The following is a 14,632-nucleotide window of genomic DNA, read 5'->3' on the forward strand; positions in this document are numbered from 1 at the left end:
TGTGATTCATCGATTGTTTGTCTTGGCGGGTGTCAGGCGCGCTTGATGTGCAAGCCGCATTCCTTCGATTCCGGATTCTCCCACCACCAGCGGCCGGCGCGCACATCTTCTCCGGGCGTGATGGCGCGCGTGCACGGCGCGCAGCCGATGCTCGGGTAGAACTGGTCGTGCAGGGCGTTGTACGGCACCTGGTTCTGCTTGAGGTAGGCCCAGACTTCGCGTTCGCTCCACGCAGTGAGCGGGTTGAATTTCTCCAAACCACCGCTGCCAGGGTCGAAGCTACGCACCGGCAAGCCTTCGCGGGTCGCTGATTGCTGCGCGCGCATGCCGGTGATCCAGGCCTTGCGGCCGGCCAGCGCGCGCTGCAGCGGTTCGACCTTGCGGAAATGGCAGCAACCCTTGCGCAGCTCCACCGACTCGTAGAAAGCGTCGATGCCGTTCTCGCGCGTCCAGGCTTCGGCCAGATCGTGGCGTGGATAGTACAGGCGCAGCGCCAGGCCGTAGTGACTCTTCACCTTGGCGATCAGCGCATAGGTCTCGGCCGGCAGGCGGCCGGTATCGAGCGAGAAGATCTCGATGGCGAGTGCATCACGGACGATGAGGTCGGTGAGCACCATGTCTTCGCCACCGAGACTGCTGGCGAACGCCGCTGGCGAGAAGTCGTCGGCGATATCGCGCAGCAGGCGCCGCGCGTCGGCGACCTTGCTCGCCAGCGCGTCGAGCAGCGCCGGGTCGTCGAGCTTGCCGAGGTGGTTCATGCCGCCTCCTTGCCGTCTTCCGGGCGCCGCCGGAAGAGCGGTTGCGGCTGGTCGACCGCCGCCTGGTAGGTGTCGCTGAACACCGCCAGGCCGGCAAGCGCTTTTTCGAGGTCCTTGTCGGCGCGCAGTGCGTAGGCGTCGATCCCGCAGCGGCGCATGAAGAACAGCTGATCCTGCTGGACGTCGCCGAGGGCGCGAATCTCGCCTTTGTAGGCGTAGCGCTCGCGCAGCAGACGGGCGCTCGAGTAGCTGCGGCCGTCGGTGAACTTCGGGAAATTGACGCCGATCACGGCCAATCGGTCGAGGTCGTCAGCCAGCGCTTCCGGGCCCTCGCCGGCGTCGAGCCAGACGCCAATGGGTAGGCTGGCGGCGACGATCCCGTCCCTGCGCGCGAGCCACACGGCCAGCGGCAGCAGCGTCGGTTCGTCAGGCAGGGTGACGCTTTCCGGCGTCTCGCCCTCGGCCAGCGTCAGCACCTGCCAGTGGTCGTCGACGATCTGCGTGTTCTTGATGATCCTAGGCATTGACGATTTCCTTTGCGTTGCTGTCCTTGCCGGCGACCTTGGCGGTTCGGCGACGGTCGCGGCCGGCGTAGGCGCGCGCCTTGAAGGGCTCGACACCGACCCGCTGCCAGGTGTCGATGAAGCGCTCGCTGGCGGTGCGCTGTTCGAGATAGACGGCGATCAGCGCCTCGATGACCTCCGGCACTTCCTGCGCATAGAACGAGGGGCCGATGACCTTGCCGATCGTCGCGCCGTTGCCCTGCTGGCCGCCGACGGTGATCTGATACCACTCCTCGTCGTTCTTGTCGACGCCCAGGATGCCGATGTTGGCGACGTGATGGTGGCCGCAGGAGTTCATGCAGCCGGAGATGTTGAGCGAGATGTCGCCAATGTCGTAGAGATAGTCGAGGTCGTCGAACCTGTCGTTCACCGCCTCGGCGATCGGTAGCGAGCGCGCGTTGGCCAGGGCGCAGAGGTCGCCGCCGGGGCAGCAGATCATGTCGGTCAGCAGACCGATGTTGGCGGTTGCCAGGCGTTGGCTGCGCGCAATCTGCCAGACTTCATGCAGGTCGCCCAGCCTGACGTCGGCGAGAATCACGTTCTGTTCGTGGCTGACGCGCAGTTCGCCGAAGCTGAAGCGATCGGCAAGGTCGGCGACGGCGACCATCTGGACGTCGCTGATGTCGCCGGGAGCGACTCCCGGCGCCTTCAGCGACAGCGTCACGGCGGCGTAACCCGGGGTCTTGTGGGCGTGCACGCAGCGCTTGACCCAGTTGGCGAAGGCCTTGTCGGTATGCAGACGGGCACTATGCACGGGGTCTTCGGCGGTCAGCGTCTCCCAGGCCGGCGGCACGAAATGGCGCGCGATACGGTCGAACTCGGCGTCGGTGACCGTCGTCTCGCCGTCGCGCAGATGCGCCCACTCGGCTTCCACCTGGCGCGCAAACTCCTCGATCCCGAGTGCCTGGACGAGAATCTTGATGCGCGCCTTGTACATGTTGTCGCGGCGACCGTAGCGGTTGTAAAGGCGCAGGATGGCTTCCAGGTAGGAGAGGATGTGCCGGCGCGGCAGAAACTCGCGAACCACCTTGCCGAGGATCGGCGTGCGCCCGAGACCGCCGCCGACGAGGACCTTGAAGCCGATCTCGCCGCGCTCGTCGCTGACCACCTCGAGGCCAATGTCGTGCGCCCGGATCACTGCGCGGTCCTGCGCCGCGGCATTGACGGCAATCTTGAACTTGCGCGGCAGGAAGGCGAATTCCGGATGGAAAGTCGACCATTGGCGCAGCAGTTCGCAGTACGGGCGCGGGTCGACCAGTTCATCCGGCGCGACGCCGGCAAAGTGATCGCTGGTGATGTTGCGGATACAGTTGCCAGAGGTTTGCACGGCGTGCATTTCGACGCTCGCCAGCTCGGCCAGGATTTCCGGCGTTTCCTCGAATTGCGGCCAGTTGAGCTGCATGTTCTGGCGGGTCGTGAAGTGCCCGACAGCGCGGTCGTAGCGGCGCGAGATTTCGGCCAGTTTGCGCAGCTGCGCCGACGAGAGCATGCCGTAGGGGATGGCGATACGCAGCATCGGGCCGTGCCGCTGGATGTACAGCCCGTTCTGCAGGCGCAGCGGACGCAGCTCGTCTTCCGAGAGTTCGCCGGCCAGATGACGCTCCATCTGGCCGCGATACTGGCTTACCCGCTCGTTGATCAGTTGTTGGTCAGTACTGTCGTAGCGATACATGGGTCGCTCCTTATATGAATGAAGCCATGCCTGCCATTGCGTGGGCCAGGCCGGGCACGGGCATCTACTGGGCGATCAGCTTGCCGCCGATCAATAGCAGCATGCACGCCAGAATGGGGCGAAGAATACGGTCCGGGACTTTTGCCGAGGCGTGGCTGCCGAGCCAGATCCCGGGCAGCGAGCCCAGCAGCAGGCTGCCGAGCAGCGACCAGTCGATGCTGCCGAGCAGCCAGTGACCGAGGCCGGCGACCAGGGTCAGCGGCACGGCGTGCGCGACATCGCTGCCGATGATGCGGATCGTCGGCAGCCTGGGGTAAAGGTAGAACAGCACGGCGACGCCGAGTGCGCCGGCACCGACCGATGACACGGTGACCAGGACACCGAGCAGCGCGCCGAAGGCGACGGTGATCGGCGCCCGCAGTTGTGTGTGCGCACCGTCGTCGGCGTGTGCGAGCGCGTGGGTCTGCAGCTGGTGGCGGAAGATGATCGCACCGGCGGTGAGCAGCAGGGCGATCCCCAGCGAGACCGAAATGACGTGCGAAACCTCGGCGCTCTGCTTGGGCAGGAACGACAGCCCCCAGACGGTGAGCAGCGCGGCCGGAATGCTGCCGCTCGCCAGCAGGCGCGTGATGCGCCAGTCGACGTGGCCCTTCTTGGCATGCACGAAGGTGCCGCCGGCCTTGGTGATTGCCGCGTACAGCAGGTCGGTACCGACTGCCGTTGCCGGGTGGACGCCGAAGACCAGCACCAGCAGCGGCGTCATCAACGAGCCGCCGCCGACGCCGGTGAGCCCGACGATGGCGCCAACGACAAAGCCCGACAAGGTGAACATCCAGTCCATCAGCAATGAGCCATAGCGGAAACGAGCGCGCATGGTAGCAGCAGGTGGTTTGATCGAAAAAGAATATTCAGTTAGATTGTTATAACCAATAGCAATTAAAGGCGGCAATGAAGCTCCAGCAACTTCGCTATCTCGTCGAAGTGGCGCAGCGTGGCCTCAACGTGTCCGAGGCCGCGGCGGCGCTGTATACCTCGCAGCCGGGAATCTCCAAACAGATCAAGCTGCTTGAAGACGAACTCGGAGTGATCGTCTTCGAACGCAGTGGCAAGCGCCTTACGGCGGTCACCGAGCCGGGCAGGGCAGTGCTCGAAATCGCCGAGCGCATCCTGCGCGACGCCGAGAACATCCGTCGCGTCGGCGAGGAGTATGCCGGCGGTGACTCCGGCAGCCTGGTCATCGCCACGACGCACACGCAGGCGCGCTACGCGCTTCCCGGCGTGGTCAAGCAGTTCGTCGAGCGCCATCCCCGCGTGCGGCTGTCGTTGCGCCAGGGTCATCCGACGCAGATCGCCGAATGGGCGCTGAAAGGCGAGGCCGACATCGCCATCGCCACCGAAGCCCTCGACCAGTACCCGCAGTTGCTGATGCTCCCCTGCTACCAATGGGTGCACTGCGTGATCGCTCCCGACGGGCACGCCATCCTTGGCGAGAAGTCCTTATCGCTGACGTCGCTGGCACGCTGGCCGCTGATCACCTACGACTCTGCCTTCGCCGGTCGCTCGCGGATCAACAAGGCCTTCGAGCTGGCGCAGTTGACACCCAACGTCGTGCTCACCGCCATCGACGCCGACGTCATCAAGACCTACGTCAGCCTGGGCCTGGGCCTGGGCATCATCGCCAGCATGGCTTTCGATGCGGCCCGTGACGCCGGTCTGCAGGCGCTGCCCGCCGAACACCTCTTTGGTTCGAACACCACGCGCATCGGGCTGCGCCGCGGCAACCACATCCGTCGCTACGAATACGAATTCATCGAACTGTTTGCGCCGCAGCTGACGCGAAAGGCGGTCGATATGGCGATTGCCGGTGCGCGGCCGGACGCCGAGTATCAGCTGTAAAGCGGCGATTTTCGGGTGTTCTGCTGGCCTTGAATTGCGCAGCCAGGTTGACTGGCGGCGCGTTGCCAATGGCTGTCGCCGCCGGCTGTATCGGCCGCCGCGATGTCTTGCGAGTCGGAGCGGGCAAGGATTGCTGGCTTTACGGTGGGCAGTCGTGACCCACGCCACCAGCGTGAGAAGTGACGAAGGGTGTTGGCGAGCAGTTTCTTGAGTAGTTGCGTCAATGAAAACAGTGGCTTGCAGATAAGCTTTTTGGCTTGGCTACAATCTATGGCGTCGCTTTACGCTCCATTCGCCATTGCTGCTCTGGTTGCGAGGTCACCACTTGTCTTCCAGTTTCTCCACTTCGAGCGCGCCAGGCGCAGGCCCGTCGCCCGGCTCTGGCGATCACCCCAGGCGGGCGCACGACGACGCGCTGTGGGGGGCTTTCGCTTCAGCGCAGACGTCGAGCGAATTCTGCAGCAGCTGGCTGGCACTGCAATGCCTGCAGGTCACTGACGTGCGCGCTGCGCTGCTGCTGCTCGAGCAGGGCAGCGGCACCTTCGTTCCGGCCGCCGTCTGGCCGTCCGAGCAGACCGACGTCACTTATCTTGCGCCAGCCGCTCAGCAGTGCCTGAGCGAGCGGCGCGGTCTTCTGCTTGCCGGCCAGCCGGGCGCGGTACTGGTCGTCGCCTATCCAGTAGAGCTCGAGGGACAGGTGCATGGGGCGGTCGTGATCGACGTTGCCGAACGCCCGGAAGCGGCACTGCAACTGGTGCTCAGGCAACTGCACTGGGGAATCGGCTGGATCGAGACGCTTTTCCTGCGTCGCCAGAATGGTGACGACGCGCAGGCCTTGCAGCGGGCGCGCATCGCTCTCGACGTGCTTGCCGTGGCGGCCGAGGAGGCCCGCCTCGAGTCCATGGCCATGGCCGTGGTGAACGACCTTGCCAGCCGTTTCGACTGCGACAGGGTTTCGCTCGGCGTCGACCGGGGAGGGCGCGCGCGCTTGCTGGCCATGTCGCACTCCGCGTTCTTCGAGAAGAAGAGCCAGTTTGTCGCCAGTCTCGAAAACGCCATGGACGAGGCGCTCGATCAGCGGCGCAGCATCGTTTTCCCGCCCGCGGCGGAAAGCTCCGGCGCGATTGCCATTGCTCACCGCGATTTTGCCGCGACGCGAGCGGTGTGCTCGGTGGTGCTCGCCAGTCGCGGCATCGGCGTTGGCGTACTGACTTTCGAGCGCAGTCAGGGGACGCCTTTCAGCGGCGACGAAACGACGGCCTTCGAGGCGGTCAGCGCCTTGCTCGGGCCGCTGCTCGATAGCCGGCTTGACCAGCATCGCTGGTTTTCCGGTCGCCTGGCCGACCAGCTGCGCGGTTTGGGGCGGCATCTCAAGGATCCCCGCCGGCCTGGTTTTCGCGTTGCCATGGCTGTCGCCCTGCTCGTGTTGCTGAGCCTTTTCGTGCTTGACGGCGATTATCGCGTCAGCGCCAGGGCGGTCGTCGAAGGTGCGGTGCAGCGCGCGGCGGTGGCCCCCTTTGATGGTTTCCTGCGCCAGGCGCCGGTACGTGCAGGCTTTGTCGTCAAGCAGGGACAGCTGCTGGCGACGCTCGACGATCGCGATCTGCACGTCGAGCGCCAACGCTGGCTATCCGAGCGCGAACAGCACAAGGCGCGCTACCACGAGGCACTGGCCAAGCACGAACGCGCCAATGCCAATGTCGCACTGGCGCAGATGTGGGAAGCCGACTCGCAACTGGCGCTGGTCGACGAGAAGCTGGCGCGTGCCAATATCGTCGCTCCCTTCGACGGCATCGTCGTCTCCGGCGATCTCAGCCAGCTGCTCGGTTCGCCGGTCGAACAGGGCAAGCTCCTTTTCGAACTGGCGCCGCTGGACGCCTATCGGGTGATCCTGAAAGTCGAGGACCGCGATATCCGCGATGTGCGCGTCGGCCAGTCGGGTCGCCTGGTGCTCACCGGGCTGGCCGGTGAAGCCCTGCTTTTCGAAGTGCGCAACGTGTCGATGGCCGAGGCCGAAGACGGCAGGAATACCTTTCGCGTCGAAGCGCAACTCGAGCGCAGCGACCTCAAGCTGCGTCCCGGCATGGAAGGGGTTGGCAAGATCAGTGTCGGCGAAGAGAGCTATGTGTGGATCTGGACGCATCGCCTGAGCGACTGGCTCCGCATGCAGGCCTGGATCTGGTTGCCGTAGGGCGCTGACAGCCATGGCCGCCCCTTTCCTCAGCGCCTCGTGGTATCGCGTCGCCGAGCTGCGCCCCGAGCTGCGCGCGCACGCGCGCATCCATCGTCAGCGCTTTCGCGGCGAGCCGTGGTACGTGCTGCACGATGGCGCTTCGGGCAAGCTGCATCGTTTCAGTCCTGCCGCCTATCGGGTCATCCAGCTGATGGACGGCCAGCGAACGATCGACGAGATGTGGACCGAGGTCGCCGCAGAAGCCGGCGAAGACGCCCCGACGCAGGACGATGTGATCCGCCTTCTGGCGCAACTGCACGCCGGCGACCTGCTGCAGGCCGACCTGCCACCCGACGTCGACGAACTCGCCGAACGTGGTCGCAAGCAGAAGCGCCAGAAACTGTTGCAGAGCTTCATCAACCCGATGTCGATTCGCATTCCCCTGTGGGATCCGGACGCCTTCCTGAACCGTACCTGGCCGCTGCTGCGGCCGATTTACGGCCCACTCGGGGTCGTGCTGTGGTTGCTGGCGGTGCTGCCGGCGATCGTACTCGCGGCTGTGAACTGGCATGAGCTGACGGCCAACCTCAGCGACCAGGTACTCTCGGCGCACAACCTCTTCCTGCTCTGGCTGGTCTATCCGCTGATCAAGGCACTGCACGAACTCGGCCACGCCTATGCGGTCAAGTCCGGCGACGGCGAGGTGCACGAGATGGGCGTCATGCTGCTCGTCCTGGCGCCGATTCCCTACGTCGATGCGACCGCCGCCGGTGCCTTTCGCAACAAATGGCGGCGGGCGCTGGTCGGCGCCGCCGGGATGCTGGTCGAGCTGTTCGTTGCGGCGCTCGCCATGGCCGCGTGGGTGATGGTCGAGCCGGGCCTAGTGCGCTCGGTCGCCTTCAACGTGCTCTTCGTTGCCGGCGCGTCGACGCTGCTCTTCAACGGCAACCCCCTGCTGCGTTACGACGGCTACTACGTTCTCGCCGATCTGATCGAGATTGCCAATCTCGGCAATCGTTCGAATCAATACTGGCAATGGCTTGCCAAGCGCTACCTGTTCGGCGTCACGAGCGTCGAGCGACCTCAGGCCACTACTGGCGAGCGCCGCTGGTTTCTCTTCTACGGGGCGGCGTCTTTCGTCTACCGGACGCTGGTGATGATCGTCATCACCCTGTTCATTGCCGGGGAGTTCTTTTTTGTCGGGGTCGTGCTGGCGATATGGGCCGCGACGACGATGTTCGTGCTGCCGATCGGCAAGGGCCTCAGCTATGTGATTTCCAGCCCCGAGTTGCAGCGCCAGCGGACGCGTGCGCGCATCGTCACCTTCGCTTCGCTGGCGCTCTTTCTGGCCTTCGTGCTCGCGGTGCCGATGCCCCTGCGGACGCACGCCGAAGGCGTCGTCTGGGTTCCCGATAAGGCCGAGGTGCGTGCCGGTGCCGACGGCTTTGTCGAGCAGCTGCTGGTTCAGCCAGAGGAGCGCGTCGAGGTCGGCGATCTCTTGCTGGTCACGGCCAGACCGACGCTGTCCGCCGAGGTCGAGCAGGCGCAGGCACGGGTACGGCAGCTCGAGGTGCAGTACACCGCGCAGATGTTCGACGAGCGCGTACAGGCGGCGACAACCCGCGAGGATCTGCGCCGGGAAAGGTTTGCCCTGGCGCGCGCCGAAGAGAAGCTCGATGCGCTGCTGGTTGTCGCCGCCGTCTCCGGCGCGCTCAAGCTGGCGCGGCCACAGGACCTGCCGCAGCGCTTCGTGAAGAAAGGCGAGCTGCTTGGCTATATCGTCGACGGTTCGCCGCGGCTGGCGCGGGTGGTCGTTGTCCAGGATGACATTTCCCTGGTTCGCGAAGCGCGCGACGAGGTGCAGGTAAAGATCGCCGACCGACTCGAACACACCTATACCGCGCGCCTGATACGCGAGGTGCCTGGCGCGCACGAGGAGTTGCCAAGCAAGGCGCTGTCGATCGAAGGGGGCGGCCAGCAGGGCACCGATCCGCGCGACCCGAAGGGCCTCAAGTCGCTGCACAGGCTGTTTCAGTTCGACCTCGAACTGCCGCCGGAGGTGGGGCCGCTGCACATTGGTACGCGCGTCTACGTGCGTTTCCACCACCGCGCCGAGCCCCTCGCCGAGCAGTGGGCGAGGCGGCTGCGACAGCTCTTCCTCTCGCGCTTCGATGTCTAGGGCCTTGCTCGAGCGCTGGCAGGTGCATGAGTTCGCTCCAGGACTGTACCCGGAGCGTCGCGACCCCAAGGACGATCGTCTCGACCGCTTCCTTGGCCGTCTGCTGGGGCGCTGGGCGCAGGCGGGCTCGCCGCTGCGCCTGCACAGGCTGCGCCGTTTTGCCGAGCGCGTACAGGCGCTGGAAGACGCCTTGCTGGCCGACGACGACGCGGGATTGCGCAGCCGGGTGCTGGCCGTGCGCGCGGCCCTGGCCGTCCAGGGGCCAGCCGAGGCGCTGGTTGCCGAGTGTTTCGCGCTGGTGCGCGAGGTCTGTTCGCGCCAGCTCGGCCGGCGCCATTACCCGGTACAGCTGATGGGCGGCTACGCGATGCTGGGCGGCGCGCTGGCCGAAATGCAGACCGGTGAGGGCAAGACGCTGACCGCCGTTCTAGCGGCGGTGACGGTGGGCCTTGCCGGTGCGCCGGTGCATGTGATCACGGTCAACCCCTACCTGGCGGCTCGCGATGCGCAGTATCTCGCGCCGGTCTATGAGTTTTTCGGCTTGCGCGTCGGCCTGATCGTCCCCGACCAGGAGCCTGCGCAGCGCGTCGTGGCCTACGCCGCCGATGTCACCTACTGCGTGAACAAGGATCTGGTCTTCGACTATCTTCGCGATCGGATTACCCGGAAGCGTGTCCGCGGCGGTCAGCGCGCGCTGCTCGACGGCTGGTTGGCGGCGCAGCGAAGTCCGGCCCAGGGGAGCGCCAGCGTCCTGCTGCGCGGCTTGTACTTCGCGATCGTCGACGAGGCCGACAGCGTCCTGATCGACGAGGCGAGAACGCCGCTGATCATCTCCAGCGACGTCGACGACCCGAACGGGCGCGCCCTCTACGAGCCTTACCTTTTCCCAGATCTCCGCTGGACACCGTAGCAACTTTTCGCTATGGTTTCGCCTATGGATATGGCGAAGCGGCTGTGGGAAGGTGATGCCCTGGCGTACGTACGGGAAATGGCCGCGCGTATCGGCATGACGCGCACGCGCTTGTCGCAAGTCGTTTGCGAAGCCTTCGATTTTCGGGACCCCTTGGGGCGCTTGCGCGAGATGACGTGTCGCAAAGTTCTGGCGAAGATGGCAGCGCGGGGGGATGTCGTTCTGCCGGGGACGCAGCGCAGCATTCCAGCGCGAGGAGCGCTGGCCGTGGTGGAGAGCGGCGCGGTGACCTGCGAGTTGGCCGAACTGGGTCGGGTCGAGCTGGTCGACGTTACCGGTGAGGCAGCGCTGTCGCCGGTGTGGAATGGCCTCATGGACACTCACCACGAACTGGGCAGTGGCCCGTTGTGTGGCGCACAGTTGCGCTATCTGATTCGCTGCGAGCACTTCGGCTGGCTCGGTGGTCTGGCCTTCTCGGCGGCCGCCCGCCGTCTGGCAGACCGAGAAGCCTGGCTGGGCTGGAGCGAGGACGAGCGTCGTGAGCAACTCCAGCACGTGGCCTGCAATTCGCGCTTTCTCATTCTTCCCGGGATTCGCGTGCCCAACCTGGCTTCGCATGTGCTTGGCTTGGCCGTCCGACGCTTGGTCCGTGACTGGCCGAAGCGTTACGGTATCGCCCTGTGGGCGCTCGAGACCTTCGTTGCCCCGCCGCGTCTGGGCACGAGCTACCGCGCCGCGAACTGGCGCGAGATCGGGGAAAGCCGCGGTCGTGGCCGGCAGGACGGCCAGCATACGGCCGAGCGGACAAGGAAGCGGGTGTTTCTCCATCTCATCGAGCCGCGCCGCTTTCCGCGTGCCGGACCGCCCGCGACACCAGAGACCGATTGGGCTGCCGCGGAGTTTGCGGGCCTTGAACTGGACGCGCGTTTGCAGCGTCGTACAGTGGCCCTGGCGCGCCGCTTTCAGGCCCGTCCGACGGCCAGCCTGCCGCAGGCCTGCGAAGGCCACCTGGCCGAGCTCAGAGGCGCTTATCGCTTGTTCCAGCACGAGAAGGTCACCATCGATACCCTGCTTGCTCCTCATTATCAGGCCACCCAGGCACGCGCTGCCCAGGAACCGCTGGTCCTGGCGGCCGTCGACAGCTCGGCGTTAAATTACTCGGCTCATCCGGCCACCGACGGGCTGGGACTGATCGGCACGACGGTCAATGGGCCGGTCGGACTGTGGCTGCATGAGACCCTGGTCTTTACGCCCAGTGGCGTCCCGCTCGGGCTGATCGACGTCCAGCATTGGCGGCGTGACCCGGCGGAGCATGGCAAGAAGCGCACGCGCAAGAAGCGGCCGATCGAAGAAAAAGAAAGCGGCAAATGGCTCAAGAGCTTCGACCGGATAGAGGCCGCCCAGCGCGCTTGTCCGCAAACCCGATGGGTGATGGTCGCCGACCGCGAGTCGGACATCTATGAATTCTTTGTCAAGGCCAGCGACGCCACGGCCGGCGTGCTGGTCCGGGCGCAGACAAACCGCCATCTGTGCTCGGACGAGCAGGCGCATCTGTGGCCGGCCCTGGCCGCCGCGCCGGTCGCCGGAACCTTCACCGTGCAAGTCGCGGCCGGCAATGGCAGGCCAGCGCGCGAGGCCACCCTCACCGTGCGTGTGCAGGCCGTCACCCTCAAACCGCCACGCGACCAGACGCGACTGGGAAACGTGCCGGTGTCGGCCATCTGGGCGCACGAAGAACATCCGCCCGAGGGCAGCTCTGCCCTGGAATGGATGCTGCTGACCACCGTGCCGACCCGTACCTTCGATGAAGCCTGTAGCCGTATCGAGTGGTATTGTCGCCGCTGGGGAATCGAGATTTATCACCGCACGCTGAAAAGCGGCTGCCGCATCGAGGACCGCCAACTCGGCTCGGCCAAATCACTGAAGGCCTGTCTGGCGATCGACATGGTCGTTGCCTGGCGGATCTTCCACCTCGTCCATCTCTCCCGCCAGCACCCCGACTTGCCCTGCACCACCTATTTCGATGACGATCACTGGAAGGCGCTCTACGGCTTCGTGCACCGCACGCCCATCCCCCCGGACACGCCACCGACTCTTCATCAGGCGGTGCAAATGGTCGCTCGCCTCGGTGGTTTCCTCGGCCGTAAGAGCGACGGCGAACCCGGCGCTCAAGTCCTCTGGATCGGCATCCAGCGACTCGATGACCTGACCAGCATGTACCGCGTCTTCGCTACACCTCCACCACAAGCTCCTTGAGCCCCGCGCCAACCCATGCCCAGTCACCTTACAGACCAGCGTAATAACAACTCGCTACCGTCTGCTGGCACGATGTGGGTAAGGGTAAGCTACGAGCAGGCGCTGGCGCTGGCCGCCAGCCTGAACGGCAAGGGCCATTACCTGCTCCGGGCGCAGGAACGCAGCATCGAACTGACCGACGCCGGCCGGGCGGCGGTGGGCGAGTTTGCCTGCGGGCTGCCCGGGCTGTGGCGCATCCCGCGGGCGCGCGAGGAACTCGTCGAACAGGGGCTGTCGGCGCTGCATCTTTTTCAGCTCGACCGGCATTACATCATCGCCGACGACAAGGTGCAGATCGTCGACGAGTACACCGGTCGGGTGATGGCCGACCGTTCGTGGGAGCGTGGCCTGCACCAGATGATCGAGGTCAAGGAAGCGCTGGCGATCAGCAAACGACGCGACACCATTTCGCGCATCACCTATCAGCGCTTCTTCCGTCGCTACCTGTGCCTGGCCGGGATGAGCGGCACGGCAACCGAGGTGGCACCGGAAATGCGTTCGGTGTACGCGATGGACGTTCTGCGCATCCCGCCGAATCGACCGATTGTGCGCCGCGACCTCGGGCAGCGGGTATTTCTCGACGGCGACCGGCGCTGGGCCGCGGTGGTGCAGCGTGCGGCCGAAATGTGCCGTGCGGGGCGAGCAGTACTGATCGGAACGCGTTCGGTGGCGGCTTCCGAGCTGGCCGGCGTGCACCTGGGCGCAGCCGGACTGGCGCATGCGGTGCTCAACGCGCGCCAGGACCAGCGCGAGGCGGAGATCATCGCCGACGCCGGTCAGCCGGGGCGGATCACCGTGGCCACCAACATGGCCGGGCGGGGCACCGATATTCTGCTCAGCCCGGAGGTTCGCCAGGCGGGCGGTCTGCACGTCATTCTTTCCGAATACCACGATTCGGCGCGCGTCGATCGGCAGCTCTTCGGCCGTGCCGGTCGGCAGGGCGATCCCGGATCGTGCGAAGCGATCGTCGCGCTCGATGATGAATTGTTTCTCGCCCATGCTGCAGCGCTGCTCGGCTGGCTGCGGGCGCGCGTTTCAGAGGCCGGGCTGCTACCGGCGCCGCTGGCGCGCGTGCTGCGTCAGTCCGCGCAGGCAGCGGCGGAGCGACAGAATTCGCGGGTGCGCCGGCAGACCGTCGAGATGGACAAGCGAGTGGAACAGTCTCTGGCGTTTGCCGGAAGAGGAGAGTAGGAAGATGCCGAGTCGGACAAGTCGAATGAGGGTGAGCGGATTCGGGAGCGCAGTGCTGCTGGCGTTGTTGTGGGCGGGCAGGGGGCTGGCCGACGAGTTCGACTGCATCATCGAACCGAGCAAGACCGTCGACGTGCGCGCAGCGAGCGAAGGTCTGATCGATACAATCTGGGTGGATCGTGGCGATCTGGTCAAGAAAGGCCAGGTGCTGGTGACCCTCGATTCGGGTGTCGAACGCGCGGCGACCGAAGCAGCGCATTATCGTTCGACGATGCAGGGAAAAATCCGCACCGGCGAAAGCCGCGTCGAGTTTTCGACGACGAAGTACAAGCGGCGTGAGAAGTTGGCGGGCCAGTCGTTCATCTCGCTGCACGATCGCGACGAAGCCCTGACCGAGAAGCGGCTCGCCGAAACAGAGCTGCTCGAAGCCCGCGACGACCGTCGCCTGGCGGAGCTTGAGTATCGGCGTCTGTCCGAGCAACTGCGCCTGCGCAGCATCGAGAGCCCGGTCGACGGCGTGGTCGTCGATCGCCTGCTCAGCGCCGGAGAGCTGGCCGACAATCGTGACCTGCGCAAGCCGATTCTCAGACTGGCCGACATCGGCACCCTGTACGTCGAGGTGCTGATGCCGCTTGAGGCTTTCGGCAAGCTCAACGTCGGCGAGAAGGTCGAGGTATTTCCGGAAGCGCCGATCGGCGGGCGGTACACGGCGACGGTGCGGGTGATCGACCGCGTGTTCGACGCCGCCAGCGGGACTTTCGGCGTACGCCTCGAACTGGCCAATGCGGATTTGAAACTGCCGGCGGGAATCAAGTGCCGGGCCAGCTTTCCGGCGATCACCGGTGGCGCGGGCGGACCCTCGTCGAGCTTTTCTCGCCAGGAAGGCCAGAGCGCCGCGCCAACCCCGTCCGGGAGGCCGAGGTAGCCGCCGCCGGCCATGGCGGGGAAAGGCCTTCCCGGCTATAGTGGCCGCTGACCCGCAGGCTGTGCCAGGC

Annotated in this window: 11 protein-coding genes; 7 read left to right on the forward strand and 4 right to left on the reverse strand. The window is 65.7% G+C overall.

Annotation, left to right across the window (positions count from 1 at the left end; genetic code table 11):
• Positions 1 to 32 precede the first annotated feature (32 nt).
• From QZ634_RS01120 to QZ634_RS01135, 4 genes are all read right to left on the reverse strand, one after another.
• Entirely contained in the window at positions 33 to 758 is a 726-nt protein-coding gene (locus QZ634_RS01120; protein WP_291984818.1) for a phosphoadenylyl-sulfate reductase, read from the reverse strand.
• Positions 755 to 1,282, reverse strand: coding sequence for a DUF934 domain-containing protein (locus QZ634_RS01125; RefSeq protein ID WP_291984820.1), 528 nt, complete (start codon positions 1,280 to 1,282; stop codon positions 755 to 757). The genes QZ634_RS01120 and QZ634_RS01125 overlap by 4 nt, the downstream gene beginning before the upstream one ends.
• Positions 1,275 to 2,993 carry a nitrite/sulfite reductase gene (locus QZ634_RS01130; protein WP_291984822.1) on the reverse strand — a complete coding sequence of 573 codons (1,719 nt, stop codon included), beginning with the start codon at positions 2,991 to 2,993 and terminating at the stop codon, positions 1,275 to 1,277. Before QZ634_RS01130 ends, QZ634_RS01125 begins: the two co-directional genes overlap by 8 nt.
• 64 nt (positions 2,994 to 3,057) lie before the next feature.
• On the reverse strand, positions 3,058 to 3,834 hold the full coding sequence (locus tag QZ634_RS01135) for a sulfite exporter TauE/SafE family protein (RefSeq protein WP_291987933.1): 777 nt from the start codon (positions 3,832 to 3,834) through the stop codon (positions 3,058 to 3,060).
• Between the two features lie 107 nt (positions 3,835 to 3,941).
• Between QZ634_RS01135 and QZ634_RS01140 the strand changes: the two genes are divergently transcribed.
• From QZ634_RS01140 to QZ634_RS01170, 7 genes are all read left to right on the forward strand, one after another.
• Positions 3,942 to 4,889, forward strand: a complete 948-nt coding sequence (locus QZ634_RS01140; RefSeq protein WP_291984824.1) for a CysB family HTH-type transcriptional regulator — start codon at positions 3,942 to 3,944, stop codon at positions 4,887 to 4,889.
• Between the two features lie 325 nt (positions 4,890 to 5,214).
• Positions 5,215 to 7,080: an HlyD family efflux transporter periplasmic adaptor subunit gene (locus QZ634_RS01145; protein WP_291984826.1), complete on the forward strand. Its 1,866-nt coding sequence runs from the start codon at positions 5,215 to 5,217 to the stop codon at positions 7,078 to 7,080.
• Positions 7,081 to 7,093: 13 nt separating this feature from the next.
• Positions 7,094 to 9,241 (forward strand): PqqD family peptide modification chaperone, encoded by a 2,148-nt coding sequence (locus QZ634_RS01150; protein WP_291984828.1) that lies wholly within the window; start codon positions 7,094 to 7,096, stop codon positions 9,239 to 9,241.
• Complete coding sequence (locus tag QZ634_RS01155; protein WP_291984830.1) at positions 9,234 to 10,151, forward strand: hypothetical protein; 918 nt, start codon at positions 9,234 to 9,236, stop codon at positions 10,149 to 10,151. The genes QZ634_RS01150 and QZ634_RS01155 overlap by 8 nt, the downstream gene beginning before the upstream one ends.
• Positions 10,152 to 10,175: 24 nt before the next feature.
• A complete protein-coding gene (locus tag QZ634_RS01160) occupies positions 10,176 to 12,407 on the forward strand; it encodes an IS4 family transposase (RefSeq protein WP_291984831.1) in 2,232 nt (743 codons plus the stop codon).
• 15 nt (positions 12,408 to 12,422) lie between these two features.
• On the forward strand, positions 12,423 to 13,637 hold the full coding sequence (locus tag QZ634_RS01165; protein WP_291984833.1) for a hypothetical protein: 1,215 nt from the start codon (positions 12,423 to 12,425) through the stop codon (positions 13,635 to 13,637).
• Between the two features lie 25 nt (positions 13,638 to 13,662).
• Positions 13,663 to 14,562, forward strand: a complete 900-nt coding sequence (locus QZ634_RS01170; RefSeq protein WP_291984835.1) for an efflux RND transporter periplasmic adaptor subunit — start codon at positions 13,663 to 13,665, stop codon at positions 14,560 to 14,562.
• Positions 14,563 to 14,632 lie beyond the last annotated feature (70 nt).

Source organism: Candidatus Accumulibacter sp. ACC007 (assembly GCF_907163205.1).
GTDB lineage: Bacteria > Pseudomonadota > Gammaproteobacteria > Burkholderiales > Rhodocyclaceae > Accumulibacter > Accumulibacter regalis.

Bases quoted from the DNA above. Each gene is read 5' to 3' on its own strand.
- QZ634_RS01120 (WP_291984818.1), bottom strand. From the start codon at position 758: ATGAACCACCTCGGCAAGCTCGACGACCCGGCGCTGCTCGACGCGCTG.
- QZ634_RS01125 (WP_291984820.1), bottom strand. From the start codon at position 1,282: ATGCCTAGGATCATCAAGAACACGCAGATCGTCGACGACCACTGGCAG.
- QZ634_RS01130 (WP_291984822.1), bottom strand. From the start codon at position 2,993: ATGTATCGCTACGACAGTACTGACCAACAACTGATCAACGAGCGGGTA.
- QZ634_RS01135 (WP_291987933.1), bottom strand. From the start codon at position 3,834: ATGGACTGGATGTTCACCTTGTCGGGCTTTGTCGTTGGCGCCATCGTC.
- QZ634_RS01140 (WP_291984824.1), top strand. From the start codon at position 3,942: ATGAAGCTCCAGCAACTTCGCTATCTCGTCGAAGTGGCGCAGCGTGGC.
- QZ634_RS01150 (WP_291984828.1), top strand. From the start codon at position 7,094: ATGGCCGCCCCTTTCCTCAGCGCCTCGTGGTATCGCGTCGCCGAGCTG.
- QZ634_RS01155 (WP_291984830.1), top strand. From the start codon at position 9,234: ATGTCTAGGGCCTTGCTCGAGCGCTGGCAGGTGCATGAGTTCGCTCCA.
- QZ634_RS01160 (WP_291984831.1), top strand. From the start codon at position 10,176: ATGGATATGGCGAAGCGGCTGTGGGAAGGTGATGCCCTGGCGTACGTA.
- QZ634_RS01165 (WP_291984833.1), top strand. From the start codon at position 12,423: ATGCCCAGTCACCTTACAGACCAGCGTAATAACAACTCGCTACCGTCT.
- QZ634_RS01170 (WP_291984835.1), top strand. From the start codon at position 13,663: ATGAGGGTGAGCGGATTCGGGAGCGCAGTGCTGCTGGCGTTGTTGTGG.